Source organism: Bradyrhizobium sp. 31Argb (assembly GCF_043638955.1).
Lineage (GTDB): Bacteria > Pseudomonadota > Alphaproteobacteria > Rhizobiales > Xanthobacteraceae > Bradyrhizobium.
The window spans coordinates 13,103-27,817 of the sequence record NZ_JBEGDB010000019.1; the positions used below are offsets into that span (position 1 = coordinate 13,103).

The 14,715-nt window shown below is 63.8% G+C and carries 9 protein-coding genes; 5 read left to right on the forward strand and 4 right to left on the reverse strand.

Annotated features, from left to right (window positions below; translation table 11 throughout):
• Window positions 1-14 precede the first annotated feature (14 nt).
• Window positions 15-608 carry a prepilin peptidase gene (locus AAFX91_RS05930; RefSeq protein WP_394565845.1) on the forward strand — a complete coding sequence of 198 codons (594 nt, stop codon included), beginning with the start codon at window positions 15-17 and terminating at the stop codon, window positions 606-608.
• A gap of 114 nt (window positions 609-722) precedes the next feature.
• Here the strand turns inward: AAFX91_RS05930 and AAFX91_RS05935 are convergent, their stop codons facing one another.
• From AAFX91_RS05935 to AAFX91_RS05945, 3 genes are all read right to left on the reverse strand, one after another.
• Window positions 723-1,352, reverse strand: coding sequence for an RNA polymerase sigma factor (locus tag AAFX91_RS05935; RefSeq protein ID WP_130583204.1), 630 nt, complete (start codon window positions 1,350-1,352; stop codon window positions 723-725).
• Window positions 1,353-1,627: 275 nt separating this feature from the next.
• The gene (locus tag AAFX91_RS05940) at window positions 1,628-4,048 is read right to left on the reverse strand and encodes a tetratricopeptide repeat protein (RefSeq protein WP_394565846.1); all 2,421 of its coding nucleotides are present in this window, start codon (window positions 4,046-4,048) and stop codon (window positions 1,628-1,630) included.
• 161 nt (window positions 4,049-4,209) lie between these two features.
• The gene (locus AAFX91_RS05945; RefSeq protein WP_394565847.1) at window positions 4,210-6,438 is read right to left on the reverse strand and encodes a tetratricopeptide repeat protein; all 2,229 of its coding nucleotides are present in this window, start codon (window positions 6,436-6,438) and stop codon (window positions 4,210-4,212) included.
• 367 nt (window positions 6,439-6,805) lie between these two features.
• Here AAFX91_RS05945 and AAFX91_RS05950 point away from each other — a divergent pair, with 367 nt between their 5' ends.
• The 4 genes from AAFX91_RS05950 (at window position 6,806) to AAFX91_RS05965 (ending at window position 13,379) form a co-directional block, all read left to right on the forward strand.
• Entirely contained in the window at window positions 6,806-8,317 is a 1,512-nt protein-coding gene (locus tag AAFX91_RS05950) for a substrate-binding domain-containing protein (RefSeq protein ID WP_394565848.1), read from the forward strand.
• Window positions 8,289-8,711 (forward strand): hypothetical protein, encoded by a 423-nt coding sequence (locus tag AAFX91_RS05955; protein ID WP_394565849.1) that lies wholly within the window; start codon window positions 8,289-8,291, stop codon window positions 8,709-8,711. Before AAFX91_RS05950 ends, AAFX91_RS05955 begins: the two co-directional genes overlap by 29 nt.
• 249 nt (window positions 8,712-8,960) lie before the next feature.
• Window positions 8,961-10,823, forward strand: coding sequence for a substrate-binding domain-containing protein (locus tag AAFX91_RS05960; protein ID WP_394565850.1), 1,863 nt, complete (start codon window positions 8,961-8,963; stop codon window positions 10,821-10,823).
• Between the two features lie 588 nt (window positions 10,824-11,411).
• Complete coding sequence (locus AAFX91_RS05965; protein WP_394565851.1) at window positions 11,412-13,379, forward strand: substrate-binding domain-containing protein; 1,968 nt, start codon at window positions 11,412-11,414, stop codon at window positions 13,377-13,379.
• 352 nt (window positions 13,380-13,731) lie between these two features.
• On the opposite strand, the gene AAFX91_RS05970 is transcribed toward AAFX91_RS05965, so the two are convergent.
• The gene (locus tag AAFX91_RS05970) at window positions 13,732-14,577 is read right to left on the reverse strand and encodes an FkbM family methyltransferase (protein WP_394565852.1); all 846 of its coding nucleotides are present in this window, start codon (window positions 14,575-14,577) and stop codon (window positions 13,732-13,734) included.
• Between the last annotated feature and the right edge of the window lie 138 nt (window positions 14,578-14,715).

The window sequence follows — 14,715 nt, forward strand, 5'->3', positions numbered from 1 at the left end:
GACATGAGGCGACGATGACGATCGACGAGCACGCCGATGATGATGTAACTTCGGAGGCCCTGCATCCTAACCGCACCGTGCTGCTTTGCGGATTTGCGGCCGTCGCGCTGGTCTCCGCTGCAACGCTGCCATGGCCGCACGCGCTGGCGTCGACCGTTCTCGGCACACTGATGATTGCCGGCGCCGATATCGACGCGCGTAACTTCCTGCTTCCCGACATCGTCACCGGAAGCGCCCTCTTCGCAGGGCTTGTTGCCACGACCGTGCTCGATCCGTTCGATCGCTGGAGTGCGCTGACCACCGCACTGGGCGGTGCCATCCTGGTTGCCGCGGCACTCTGGCTGATGCGCCGGACCTACAGATGGCTGCGGCAGCGCGAAGGCCTGGGGCTCGGCGACGTCAAGCTCGCGGCCGCCATCGGCGCGTGGCTCCCGCTCGACATGGTGCCGCTGTGCTTCGCGTTGGCAACCAGCGCCGCGCTGATCGCCGTGCTGCTGACACGGCTGCACGACCATTCCGTCGAGCGCACGACAAAACTGCCGTTTGGAGCCTTCCTGTGTCCCGCCCTTTGGTTGGTCGACTACGCCGTACGACTGCAGGCGGCTTGATCTCGGATTTGAGAGTATCCGATGCGGATGGCGAAGGCTTCGCAGCTCAAGCGTCAAACATGGTGTAGCCACCTCGGCAGATCGGACGGTGTGAGCCTGCCTCCCCATTACATCTCACCTGCCGCCGCCGAATGGCAATCGCCGGGCAAGCGTATCGTTATCGCTCAGTGGAATTCGCGATGAGCGATCCCGCTGGCCGAACGGACTTCGGCGCTGGAACGCGCTTCCCGGCATCCGCGCGCCGCGCTCGAGACAAACCGCGCAATGCACCATTGCCTGCTTGAGCTCGACCTGTATCGTGCGCACGCTGACGCCGAACCGCTCCGCCACCTGCCGTAATGGCACCTCGTCAACACATATCGCCATGAGAATCTCCCGACGGCGAGCGGGCAGCTCCTGGATCACCTGCTTGAGCGCGTTGATCTCGGAGCGGGCTTCGATAATCCTTTCCGGGCCAGGGCTGTCGTCGACCAGATCGAACAGCGCATCGGTCTCCGAAACGGTACGGCGGCGGCGCTCCGCAACGCGCCGGTTGCTGATGGCACTCATCGCCACTCGGAACAGATATGCATGCAGATCGCGAACGGGTCCGATACCGTCCGCTTTGCTCAAGCGCAGAAATGTGTCCTGCAAAGCCTCGTTGGCGAGATCCGCGGATCCGGTCCGTCGTGTCAAACGCTGTTTGAGATCGTCGTAACTTGCGACGAGGAGCGTGAGCAACGCCGTTCGATTGGTGTCGCTCATTGCAGGGGCCCCATCCCCAACCGCGGCATTTGACACGCTTCAATTCGGTCGCGCCGTTTCTAGCCAAGGTTGATGACATGGAAATGAAACCATAACGCGTGCTGGTTTCGTGACGCACTACGCAACAGTCAATGACACACGTTTGATTTCTTGCGCACGAAACGAGCGGCAAGAATGCCGCGCTCGTTGGGGCGATGATCGTACATCCGCAGATACCGTCGGCGGTGCAAGCTTCTGCGCGAGCGTGACTGCGATCGTTCGCAACGAAGCGCATGTCACGACATGCCGTTGATGGCCATGGTCCGGTGCGACGTCTGCACACGTTCGATGCCACGCAAGGCCACGGCACTTCCCGCATCGATGCTCAGCGCTCCGCGGAAACTGGTCTCTGCATCGTCGGGGCGATCGAGCACACAATAAAGATCGCCAAGCGCGCAATGGGCGGTAACACGCTGCGGATCGAGTGCAAGCGCATGTTTCAGGCTGATTTCCGCGCCCTGCGAGTTGCCGCGCGCGGCACAGGCGCGCCCAAGCGCCTCGTAGAACTCCGCCGATTGTTGCTGATTGATCTTGGTCGCCGCCAGAAAATGCATCATGGCGTTGTCGATGTCACCGAGCTCGCACAGCGCGAGGGCGTATGCGGCGTGCAACGCGTCATCATTGGGGGCAAGTTCCAGCGCCTTGCTGTAATGCTCATGGATCAGGCGCCTTGCCGTATCGGCATGCATATCCGCCTGCTCGCCATCTCCCAGCTTGCGCAGGGCGCTGGCATAGGCGGCGTGGGCATCCGCGTTGGTAGGTGCGAGCTCGATCGCCTTGCGATACTGGGCAAGCGATTGTTCCGTCTTCTGAGCGGCCATCAACGCGTCGGCCAGCAGTGTCCGTGCCAGCGCGAGATCAGGAGCCAACCTCACCGCCACCTGCAGCCGCCTGAGTGCGAGCTCTCCGTCGCCCGAACCGAGCTCCAGCGCACCGAGATTGCACAGCGTGTTCCCATGCTCGGGATCAAGGGAAAGAACATGCTCGAACAGCTTCTTCGCACGACCAAGATTGCCTACCTTCTGTTGGCGACAGCCCTCAACGAACAGCGCATCGCAGAGGACCGCATCCGATGCACGTGGCAGCGCGATCCTCTCCTGCGACAGTGGCACTGCGGCGCCGGCTGTTGACCACATTTCCGCACGCACTCGCTCGACCACATCGCCCCAATCGCCCGCTTCGGCCTGCCGAAACAGCCGCGCCTGCGGATACCAGGGTGTATCGTCACGATCCCTGAGCCAGCGCCAGTCGCTGCCTTTGGCGAGCAGAATCCAGACCGGCTTGCCCATCGCACCGGCCAAATGGGCAATGGCGCTGTCGATGGAGATGACGAGATCGAGATTGGCAATGATCGCGGCGGCATCGGCGAACGATGTGGCGTCGATTTGTGCACCGGCATTGACGATGCCAATATCGAACTCGGTCAGCTGGTTCTGTCCGCGCCCGACCTGCAGGCTGACAAAGCGCGTGCCCGGGCAGTCGAACAAGGGCCGCAGGCGATCGAGCCGCAACGAGTGGCGCCAGTCGTAGGGGTGTGCCGGATTGCCCTGCCAGACCAGGCCGACGGAAAGACCGGAGTGGGCGCCAAGGCTATCATTGAGCCGCTCGCGCCACCGCGCGACCAGGTCCGGATCAGGCGTGATGTAGGGAACCGTCGCAGGAACTGCATCGCTTTGCGTTCCAAAGATCAGCGGCAACGACATGAGCGGCACATGCACATCAAACGCCGCTGCCTCTTCCTCGGTATCGAAGACGTCGTCGATGCCGTCGACCGTTCGCATCAGCGGCAGCAAGGGCCCTTGCACACGCAGGATCACCCGGCCGCCGCGCGCCTTGATCATCGGCGCATAGCGCACGAACTGGATGGTGTCCCCGAAGCCCTGCTCGGATTGCAGCAGGATCGTCTTGCCGGCGAGATCCTCGCCCTGCCAGCATGGCCGGTCGGTCGGCAACAGATGCTTGCTGACTTCCGGTTCCTTGAGCCGCCACTCGTTGTGCGGCCACGCCGCCCGCCAGTCGCCACGGACGAACAGGCAGATGAACAGCATCACGTGCAGCTTTGCGTGCTCGGGATGCCGTGCAAGCGCGTCTTGCAGCAGCACGACCGCCTCGTCCCTTCGGCCCATATCGTTGAGCAGAACGGCAAAGTCGACCACGGGGTCGGCATAGTCGGGCGCGCACGCCAGCGTGTCGCGGAACGCGTCGTGGGCGAAATCCATCAGATCCAGGGTCGTCAGCGCACGGGCGAGACCAAACAGCGCCGCGATATTGTTCGGCTGCAACGTCAGCGCGGCGGCGTACGCGGCCAGTGCCTGCGGATGCTGGCGCACCTTGAGAAGCAGCAGACCGAGATTGGCGTGCGCCTCGCTATCAGCCGGGTTGAGCTGGATCGACTCCTCGAGCAAGTCCAGCGCCCGTTCATCCTCGCCGCGTTGCAGCGCGATCACGCCGCGGATGAGCTGGACCCGCGGCCGCGCGGTGGGTTCCGATGCCACGGTCTCGAACAAGACCTCGGCGCTGTCGAACTGGCCGCTCTGATAGAGATCGAGGCCGCGGTTCATGACGGTCTGGATGAATTCCATCCGCCGTTCGGCCGATGCATGTTTCAGCATCGAAGCCCCCAACGCCAGCGCCTCGCCGCTCGCTGCTTTCAACATCGGCACGGTCCTTCTTTCAGCTTGTCCATTTTTTTCGTCATGGCCGGGCTCGTCCCGGCCATCCCGATCAGGAAGGCAGTGCGCCCCTAAGCGGGGTCACCCCTGCGACTCGGCTTCGCCGAGTCGCAGGGGTCAAGCCCGGTGACGACGAGTAAATTGTCCTAAGCCGCGCCCCGCGCGGTCTTGGCCTCGCACCATTCGGTCCACAGCCGCATCAGTTCGCGTGAGAGGTTGTCGGCAAAGCGCGGCGCGTCGCACAGGGGGGACGCGGCGACGCGGGCGCGCAAACCGGAGCGCAGGTCGGCGAGTTCGTCCCGCCGGCGGGTCCAGTCGACCGCCATGGCGACGTAGTCGTCGATGCTGGTCGTGCAGAAGCTGCCGAGCCCGGCTGCGGTCAGGTGGGCCGCGGAGTGGCGGCCGGCGAACGTGTCGCCGACGAAGGTCACGGTCGGAACGCCCATCCACATCGCCTCAAGCGTGGTCACGCCCGCCGAATAGGGGAACGGATCGAGCGCGAGGTCGACGTCGCAATAGGCCTGCAAGATCTTCGGCTGCTCGGCTTCGCCCACAAGCTCGACACGCTCGCGTGGCACGCCGCCCTGGCCGAGCACGTTGTAGATGGCGTCGCGCGTGCTCGCCTCGCCGAGACCGCCATAGACCATGAGGATTCGCGAATCCGGCACCTGCTCGAGAATCCGCGCCCAGGCCTTGCCGACCTCGCTGTTGAGCTTCGCCGGCCGGTTGAAGCAGCCGAATGTGAAGCGGCCGCCATTCGCGCTCGGCAGCGGCAGCACCTCGGGGGCTTTCTCGGGCGGATGATAGCAGACGTAGCAGTCCGGCAGGCGGATCGGACGCTCGATATAACTCGCGTCATGCTCCGGCGGAATTTCCACCGGATCGGCGATCAGGCCGTCATAGGTGTCGAGCCCGACGGTGCCGACATAGCCGGCCCAGCCGAGCTGGATCGGCGCCGCGCGCGTGGCGAACAGCGACAGGCGGTTGCCGGCGGTGTGGCCGGCGAGATCGAACAGGATATCGATCCGATCATCGAGGATCTGCTGCCCCAGCGCCGGCCCGTCCATCCCGGACACATCGCGCCAGGAGACCGAGATCTCCTTGTAGCGTTCGCTGAAATCGTCGTCCTGCCGCTTGCTGTCGGTCTTGTAGCAGCAAATCTCGTAGCCGAGCGCGGCGAGCGCCTCGAACGCGCGCAGGACCAGGAACGACACGGCGTGACGATGCATATCCGCCGACACCAGGCCAAGTCGCGGCTTGCGCGTCGGATCCGGCGTGTTCGGAAATGCCAGCCGATCCATGGGCGCGGTCGGCCGATACAGCGTCGCCCACCGCCTGTGGGCGTGCAAGAGCTCGTCGCGCGTGACGCCGGGCTTGTGCTGGAGCGCGAACAGCAGCGTTCCGGCGAAGCCAGGGTTGGCAGGATCGAGCTCGCCCGCCCGCCGATAGGCAGCGACAGCGTCCTCGATGCGGCCCTGCCCGAGCAATCCGAAACCGCGGGCGACATGATGCTCGCCCTGCAGCGGATCGAGTGTGAGCGCGCGATCGACATAACTCAAGCCACGCTCGAACTGGCGGTGATTGATCAGGAATTGACCGTACATGTACTGCGGCAGAGCCACGGTCGGAGCGCTGTCGGCGGCGAGTTCGAACAGCCGCCCCGCCTGCTTGTCGCGCACCGCCAGCCCGAAATTCACTCCGAGCTCAATGATCGCCTTGTAGTTCTGGCTGTCGAGCGTGGAGGCGGCGCGGAGATCGTCGACCGCCTTGTCGAACTGACCGTCCATCACATAGGCGAGACCGCGTGTGCGATAGGCCTCCACGTAGCCCGCATCGAGCTCGATCGCCTTGTCGAGCGCCGCGAGCGCCTCGCTGCGCCGGTTCTCGGTGAGCAGCGCAAGACCGAGACTGTATTGCGCGAGCGGCATGTTGGGCAGCAGGCGCAGCCCTTCCTGAAGATAGGGGATACCATCCCGGGTGCGCCCGGTGCGCGCCAGACACGTGCCGATCTCGGTCAGCGCCGGCGCGTGGGTCGGCGTCACCCTGAGTTCCGCCATGAACGCCTCGCGCGCGTCGTCGAAGCGATCGAGCCGGCACAGCGCCACACCCTTGCAGTAGTTGAAGGCGGGCTGGTCGGGCGCGAGCCGCGCCGCCTCGTTGAATGCGCGCAACGCCTGACGCCAGCGATCCTGCTGCCCATGCGCGACGCCCTGCTGGTGCAGCTCCTGTGCGCGCCGCAGATTGGCGGACGGACGCTCGCCTCCGTTGATTGCGGGCGATCTTGCGGCGGATGGTGACGCCACCGGCCGTGCCAGAATTGCATGGCCGCCATGCTCCACGCGTATCGCGAGGCGCCCGCCTGAATTGTCTTCCATGTGGGAGGCCTCGCTTGAAACAATTCCCGCGTCGATGGCACCGCCGGAAGACGGTCATCAGGTCGGGATTCCATAGATCATTTCCCAGAGTATTGCTAAGTTATTTTTCCAACCCTGACCAGAAATTTTCTCTGCGCGACGTCAAGGCTCATGTTGTCTATTAGATGTTGGCCAATCATCGACGACGGAGACATAACTTCGACGCGTGAGTGACTTGCAATTCTTCATGTGTCATCGCTGTGACCGTGACAGATATGCATAAAATTACTTCATCAAATCTTGAACATTACTTTGCACTACTTTGCACTCTCGTGACGACGGGATGACGACGCGCGCCGCTGGTTACAAACCCCACAGGACCTGAGACATGAAAATGCAATCGTCCAAATACCTGCTCGGCACCGCGTCGGTGCTCGCGCTGCTCGCCTCGTCGGCCACCGTGCCCGCGAACGCGGGCGCCTCCTCGGCCACCAAGCCGATCTACTTCGCCGGCAGCACGCTCGCCTCGGAAGCCTTCCGGCAGATTCTCGACTGCTACACGGGCGGCACCGTCGGCTTCGGGTTCGGCGCCACGGCCAACGACGGCTACCAGTTTGGCGGCTTCCCGGCACCGGGCCATCTGCCGACCACCTGCACCGTGAGTACGGTGGTGAACGGCCTGTATGCCGGCGTCGGCTCCGGCAACGGCACCCGCGGCTTCATCGCCAACAACCCGCAGCAGTGGTATAGCGGCTCAGTGACCGCAGGCTCGGTGATGACGTCAACGATCACCACCATGTTCCTGCCGGCGGCCAAGCCGCCGATCATCGACTTTTCGAATACGGGCTCTCCGGCGACGATCTTCGGCAGCTATCCATATCCGCGTGTCGACGTCGGCATGTCGGACTCGCCGCTGGCGATTGCCACCGGTGCCACGACCCTTACGACGGTGTCGTTCACCTTCACCCCGGCGCAAAGCTGGTCGACCACCGGCGGCGTGGCCCCCGCTATCACCGTGGGCACCTCGACGGCTGTTGCCTATAACCCCACCACCTATGGCGCGCCGATCCAGGTTCCGGCGTTCGAGGTCAACGTCGCGATCGTCGTCAACACGAACGGGATGACCACCGTTAGCGGAACAACAACAATAAGCAGCGTCTACTCGGCGGTCACAGGCGCGGGCACCACGCCAGGCACCCAAGCCAACCAAGGCGCCGCCATCCAGCTCACCACGGCGCAGATGTGTGCGATCTTCTCGGGCCTGGTGACCGATTGGAACGACACCACTCCCAACAAGGTCCCGTACCTCGACAGCGCCGGCACGCCACAGCTCGGGGCCTTTAACGACGCCAACAAAGACCCTTCGGGCGTGGCGCAGCCTTACTCGGCGACCTCCAAGACCATCAGGGTCGTGTATCGCGGGGACGGCAGCGGCACGAGCTTCATCCTGACCAACTATCTCAAGGCCGTCTGCCCGCAGATCTCCTCCACGTATGCGACGATCTTCGGCGCCACGAACCTTCCGAGCACGAGCTTTGCGACCCTGATCGCCAACATCAACAACTCGGCCGTCACGTCGCAGTGGATCGCCCAAACGGGAAGCGGCAACGTGGCATCCAATGTCAGCACCGACGCAACCAACTCGGGCCGAATCGGATACGTCAGCGCCGACTTCTCCCAGCCGTACACCACCAACGTCCCGACCGCGGCGGGGGGGGACCGTCACAGCACCGTATTCGGCAGCGCTGCAGAACGAACAGCTGCGCATCGCCGGCATCTATGTTCCGGACAACACGACACCTACAACTCTGGAGTTCATCGCGCCGACACCGGCCGGTGCCCTCAACGCGTGGACCGACACCCGGCTGCGGGTGCCGGCCACGACCTGGACCTGGGTTGACTTCAACATCTACAACAACGTCTTCGGCTCGGTGACCCAGGGCGGTGTGAGCGTGACCGGCAAGTCTGTGCTGCCGCTCACCAACAGGGCGAACGCCTATCCGCTCAGCGGCACCGCGTTCATGTTCCTCTATAGCTGCTACAAACTCCCGACAGGAGAGCAACCCACCGACCCCGTCAATCGCGTCACCAGTCTGACGAACTACCTGACCTGGCACTACGCTGCCAGCAACCCCTTGCTCACGGGCGTGATCCAGAACGTCGGGTTCAACCCGGTGCCGGCCGCCTACGCGACCATCATCAGGAACAAGTACCTGAGCCCCTCCAGCGCCGAACGAATCGCCATTGGGGGCACAGCCGGCACCAACTGCGCCAGCGCCAGCGGCGCGCTGTAAGCCAGCGCCGACGACGTTCAACGACAAACTCAGCCGGGCGCCTCGATCGAGGCGCCCGGTTTTTTTGGACGGGGCCGATGGTGGCGACGCAACAGCACCTCGCGAGCTTTTTTCTTCGTCGTCACCGCTATCACCGCAATAAATCCGCGAAGACGCCTGCGCCTCGCGCCGCGTGAAAGTGTCTTAGAGATGCAAGCAGCGCGTGCCGTAAGCGCCGCGCCCGCCTGATCAACAAACCGGAGCATGAGAATGAAGAAACACTCTTTTGCAGGGCACCTGCGCGACACGACGTCCATCCTGGCGCTGTCGACGGCGGCCCTGCTCGCCTCGTCGGGCGTGCCTGCGATCGCGCAGGCCACCCAGGGCATCTATGCCGGCGGCAGCACGCTGGCGTCGCTGGTTTTCCGGCAGGTCTTCGATTGCTATAGCGGCGCCACCGTCGGCGGCGACGGCGTCACGTTCTCGACTGGCTTGCCGGGCGCCGGCTTATTGCCGACCACCTGCACGGTGGTGTCAACAGTGCAGGGCATGGTTGCCGGTGTCGGCTCAGGCAACGGCATGCGCGGGTACATCAGCAACAGGCCGGAGCAGTGGTATGGAGGCCCCAACTTCCGGAGACCGTTCAGCTTTACGATTGCCACGCCCTTCCCTGCGGTTCAGCCACCGTTCGTGGACAGCGCCAATGCGACCAATTTCGGCAGCTATCCATATCCGCGCCTGGATATCAGCCTGTCGGACGCACCACTGACCATTATCTGGCCTGCAACAACCCTCACGACAGTGCCCTTCAGCTTCAGCCCGGCGACCAACTGGTCGACCATCGGCGGCGCGATCAGCCAAGTCACAGTGAACGGCACAGCGGTGGCCACCTACAATCCCACTGCTTATGGCCAGCCGATCCAGGTTCCGGCGTTCGAGGTCAACGTCGCGATCGCGGTCAACACGTCCGGTCTCACCGTCAACTCGGCGGTCACAGGCGCGGGCACCACGCCAGGCACCCAGGCCAACCAAGGCGCCGCCATCCAGCTCACCACAGCGCAGATGTGCGCGATCTTCTCAGGCTTCGTGACCGATTGGAGCGACACCACTCCCAACAAGATCCCGTACCTCGACAGTGCCGGCATGATAATGCTCGCGGCTTTCAACGAGGCCAACAAAGACTCTTCGGGCGTGGCGCAGCCTTACTCGGCGACCTCCAAGACCATCAGGGTGGTGTACAACTCTGACGAAAGTGGCGAAACCTACATCCTGACCAACTATCTCAAGGCTGTCTGCCCGCTGATCGACTACAACGCAGGGTACATATCGATCTTCGGCGCCACGAATCTTCCGAGCACGAGCTTCCAGACCCTGATCGACAACGTCAACGCCTTCCGCGGCAGCACAACCATCACGTCGCAATGGATCGGCGCGATTGGAAGCGGCGGGGTGGCGGCGACGATCGGCACCGGTGCAGCCCAGGGAGGCACCATCGGATATGTCGGCGCCAACTTCACCAAGCCTTACACCCAGGCGGTGTCGGGTGCGGGCCTGACCAATGTCGACGCACCGTATTCGGCAGCGTTGCAGAACGAACAACTGCGCATCGCCGGCATCTATGTTCCGGACAACACGACACCCTCAACCCTGGAGTTCATCGCGCCGACGCCGGCCGGCGCCCTCAACGCGTGGACCGACACCCGGCTGCGGGTGCCGGCCACGACCTGGACCTGGGCTGACTTCAACATCTACAACACCGTCTTCGGCCGGGTGACCCAGGGCGGTGTGAGCGTGACCGGCAAGTCTGTGCTGCCGCTCACCAACAGGGCGAACGCCTATCCGCTCAGCGGCACCGCGTTCATGTTCCTCTATAGCTGCTACAGCCTCCCGGCGGGAGAGCTACCCACCGACCCCGTCAATCGCGTCACCAGTCTGACGAACTACCTGAGCTGGCACTACACTGCCAGCAACCCCTTGCTCACCCGCGTGATCCAGAACGTCGGGTTTAACCCCGTCCCGGCTAGTTATGCGACGGTGATCAGGAACAAGTACCTGAGCCCCTCCAGCGCCGAACGAATCGCCATTGGGGGCACAGCCGGCACCAACTGCGCCAGCGCCAGCGGCGCGCTGTAAGCCAGCGCTGACGACGTTCAACGACAAACTCAGCCGGGCGCCTCGCGCCCGGTTTTTTAACGAGAAAGGAAGATGTCTCGTGGAGTGCCACACTCTCTCTTCGTCGCCACCGGGCTTGTCCCGGTGACCTCGCTTAGGGACGCACTGAGTCCATGATCACGATGTCAAACACACTGCTTCCCTGATCGGGGTTGTTTCAGCGACTTCGGCGAAGCCGAAGTCGCTGAGGACAAGCCCAGCCACGACGAAGAAAATAGATACGTCCAACGCTGACATGACAACGACACGACGACTGCGCAAGCACCGCGAAAACGTCGCGCACCCCTAAAAATAAGGCGAAAATCGCTGCGCCTTGGATCGATTCAAATTGTCTTAGGGATGTGAGCACTGCACTGGCGTCGTTGTCGACACGGCGCGGAGGGCCGCCTGGTCCTGCGCGTCTTGCTGCCCCATGGTCTTTAAGGACTTCCCCCGAAGGTCTTCTTCATCGCCATCCATTTCTCCGCATCGAGCAAGATCTTTCCGGTCCCGAGACCATGAGGCGGGTCGCGCGACGCCGCATCACATCGTGAAACAGGGAGCATAAAGATGACTAAGATATCCTTTGCCGGGCGCCTGCTGGGCTCGACCTCGCTGGTCGTGCTGTCGGCCGTCGCCGTGATCGGTGCGGCGCAGCCGGCCGCGGCCCAGACCGGCCTCTACGGCGGCGGCAGCACGCTGCCATCGCTGGCGCTGCGGCAGATCTTCGACTGCTACGAGGGCGCCACCCTCGCCAATGACGGCCAGACCTTCTCGCCGGGCTTCACCTTCTCGCCGCCGAGCCCGAACCAGCTGCCGACAAGCTGCACGCAGTTCTCGACCACGGTCGAGGGCCTGTTCGCCGCCGTCGGCGCCGGCAACGGCCAGCGCGCCTACATCGCCAACGATCCGAAACAACTGTTCCGCGGCAGCCCGGACTCGGCGCCGGCGCTGGTGCGCAAGCCCTCCGCAAAGCCGCCGTATCGCGACACGGCCAACGCCAATTTCTCGAGCTATCCGTATCCGCGGCTCGACTTCGCCGCCAGCGACATGCCGCTGGCGAGCCCCGTCGCCGGCCTGACCACGATCTCGTTCGGCAGCTTCCTGCCGACGACCAACTGGCAGAATACCCTCTTGATCGCGGCGAAGACCAGCACGGCGGTGAGCTTCAACACCGCGGCCGTCGGCACGCCGATCCAGATCCCAGCCATGGCAGTGCCCGTCGCCATCGCGGTCAACACCGCGAACTCCCTCACCGGCGCGACCTGGACCAACCAATCGGCGCTGTCCCCGAACACCCAGGCCGGCGGCGCGATCCAGCTCTCCTCGGCGCAGCTCTGCGCGATCTTCTCCGCGACCGTGACCGACTGGAACGACACCTCGACCCTGATCCCCACCCTCGACGAGAACGGTGTGCAGCAATTCCAGCACTTCTATGACGACAACACCAACGGCACCCTGACCCCGGTCAGCTATACAAGCCGCCGCCTGCCCATCAAGGTGGTCTACCGCTCCGACGACGCCGGCACGAGCTACATCCTGACCAACTACCTCGCCAACCTCTGCCCGCTGCTCGACCCGACCGGCACCTACAACTACAAGAAGATCTTCACCGGCGTCGGCGTCGACGGCGCCACCACCGCCAACCTGCCCTCGAGCAAGTTCCGCAACCTGCTGAACAACATCAAGGCGGTGAAGGGCGAGGCCTATCACGACCACAACGATACGTACGATGTGGACGACGATTCCGAGCGGCCCGATCCGCGCTGGATCAACGCCGAGGGCGCCAACCAGCAGGCGCTGAAGATCGGAACCGGCTCCCTTCTCGCCGGCCGGATCGGCTATCTGAGCGCCGACTTTACCCAGCCCTATGCGACGACGGTGACCGAGGAAGTCGCCGGCGTCATGCTCTCCGGCCCGGCTCCGCGGTCGGCCAGCGTCCAGAACGAGGTGCAGCGCCTCCTCGGCGTCTATCATCCGGGCCAGTCGGGTCAAAACTTCGTGCCGCCGACGCCGGACAACACCGCTCAGGCCTTCAGCGGCCTGACGCCTCCGGCGCTGGATGGCGGCTACAATGCCTGGAATATCTACGGGCAGCGCTATGCCGCCGGAACCGTGATCGCCGGCGTCAACTACAGCGGCCTGTCGGTGATCGGCGTCCCGCTCGTGGCGGAGAATGTCTATCCGCTCACGGGTGCGAGCTACATCAACGTCTACAGCTGCTACAGCGATGCCACCGGCACCCGGGTGCCCGTCCTGAAGAACTGGCTGGCTTGGCTGTTCGGCGGATCGATCGACGCGCTGCCGGCCTATAATCCGGCGACGTCGAATGCCAACTCACCGGGGTATGATCCGAACGTCGCGAAGGTCATCCGCAACAACGGCTTCCACGAACTCGACCCCGCATGGGCGACCAACGCCCTGAGCGTCTACCTGACGACGAGCGTTGCGGGCGGCCTGCCGAGCGCGATCGCGGCGTACAACCCGTCGGGTGCGCAGATCGACGGCTGTCAGGGCGTGACCGGCGGCGCGAAGTAAGGAAGCATATGAGATCGTGATCCGGTGAGAGATCAGCGGATCACGATCGCAGCGACAACAAACGGCAACGGCCGGGTCCTCGATCGAGGCCCGGCCGTTTTTCGTTGTTACGCAGAGTTTGCAGAAGTGCTTCGACTTCTTATCGCGCGCGCATCATCCCCACCGGTGTCATCGCCCGGCCGAAGGACCGGGCGATCCGGTAACCGAGAGTACCCATGATTGAGATCACGGCGAACCAAGACGTACGATTGTTCACGTCGTACCGCTTCATTTCTATTACTGAACTCGGCGTTTACTGGATCGTCCGGTCAAGCCCGACGATGACACTGAATTTGTAGAGACCCCTCGCCCCTCACACCTTCGCCGGCTCCGCCGCGCCAGCGTCGCGGACCGTGCTGCCGCCGCGGGTGGTGCGGATCATGTCGAAATAACGGCTGCCCGCTTCCGGCTCCAGCGTCTTGCGATGGATCAGATGCTGGATGCAGATGGCCGCGAGATCATGGGAGCCGTAGCAGTGATGGGCCACCAGGGCGAGATGCCTGAGCTGCTCGTCGCTCATCGTGTCGGGCCGGGTGAAATCGCGGACATACACCGCGTCGGCTTCGACCAACTGATGGATCGCCGCAAATGGATCGGTGCCGTGCAACGGCCAGATCATGCGCCGGTTGAACTCGGTCAGGGCGTGCGGAATGAAGCCCTGGCCGCGCAGTTCCAGGTCGATCTCGCCGAACACAGGCTGTTTCTTGTACAGCGGGGCAAACGAGACTTCGGTCTGGATGACAGCCGCCTCGGCCAGGCGCCGCCGCCCATTCTGGAAAATCGCAAGCTCCGAGCCCTGCACGTCGATCTTGAGGAAATCCATCGCCTCGATTTCGCAGACATCGTCGAGTTTGCGGGTTGCCATCCTGGAGTCGGCGACGACCCGCCCCCACTCGATGAAGCCCGGAAAATGCTTGAGCATGTGCGGGTCGGGCTCCAGCAGGCTCGTCATGCCCGATGCGAAGCATTCGCGCAGGCGGGCCTGCTCGCCGTTGCCGACGACATAGGGCAGATAGGTCTCCAACTCGCTCTTGCGGGCGTTCAGTTCGGCCAGCGCCGCGCGCTGCGGCTCGAAGCCGTAGAGGCGGCACAGGCGCCTCTCGAGCATGGTCTTGTACGGCGGGTCGGCACCGACCGGGTTGGCGCCGATATCGACCACGGCGGTGAGGCGCTCGGGCGCGAGCAGCGCCGACAGCGGGTCGGCGTTGGCGGAGGCAGGGAGTGGTGTGGGTTGAGTTATGTGGTCTGATGTCATCGCAGGTCATATCCCACTTTGTCGCCGGACTTGGTCCCACCC

Excerpts from the sequence above, each read along its gene's own strand:
- AAFX91_RS05930 (WP_394565845.1), top strand. The coding sequence starts at position 15 with ATGACGATCGACGAGCACGCCGATGATGATGTAACTTCGGAGGCCCTG.
- AAFX91_RS05935 (WP_130583204.1), bottom strand. The coding sequence starts at position 1,352 with ATGAGCGACACCAATCGAACGGCGTTGCTCACGCTCCTCGTCGCAAGT.
- AAFX91_RS05940 (WP_394565846.1), bottom strand. The coding sequence starts at position 4,048 with ATGTTGAAAGCAGCGAGCGGCGAGGCGCTGGCGTTGGGGGCTTCGATG.
- AAFX91_RS05945 (WP_394565847.1), bottom strand. The coding sequence starts at position 6,438 with ATGGAAGACAATTCAGGCGGGCGCCTCGCGATACGCGTGGAGCATGGC.
- AAFX91_RS05950 (WP_394565848.1), top strand. The coding sequence starts at position 6,806 with ATGAAAATGCAATCGTCCAAATACCTGCTCGGCACCGCGTCGGTGCTC.
- AAFX91_RS05960 (WP_394565850.1), top strand. The coding sequence starts at position 8,961 with ATGAAGAAACACTCTTTTGCAGGGCACCTGCGCGACACGACGTCCATC.
- AAFX91_RS05965 (WP_394565851.1), top strand. The coding sequence starts at position 11,412 with ATGACTAAGATATCCTTTGCCGGGCGCCTGCTGGGCTCGACCTCGCTG.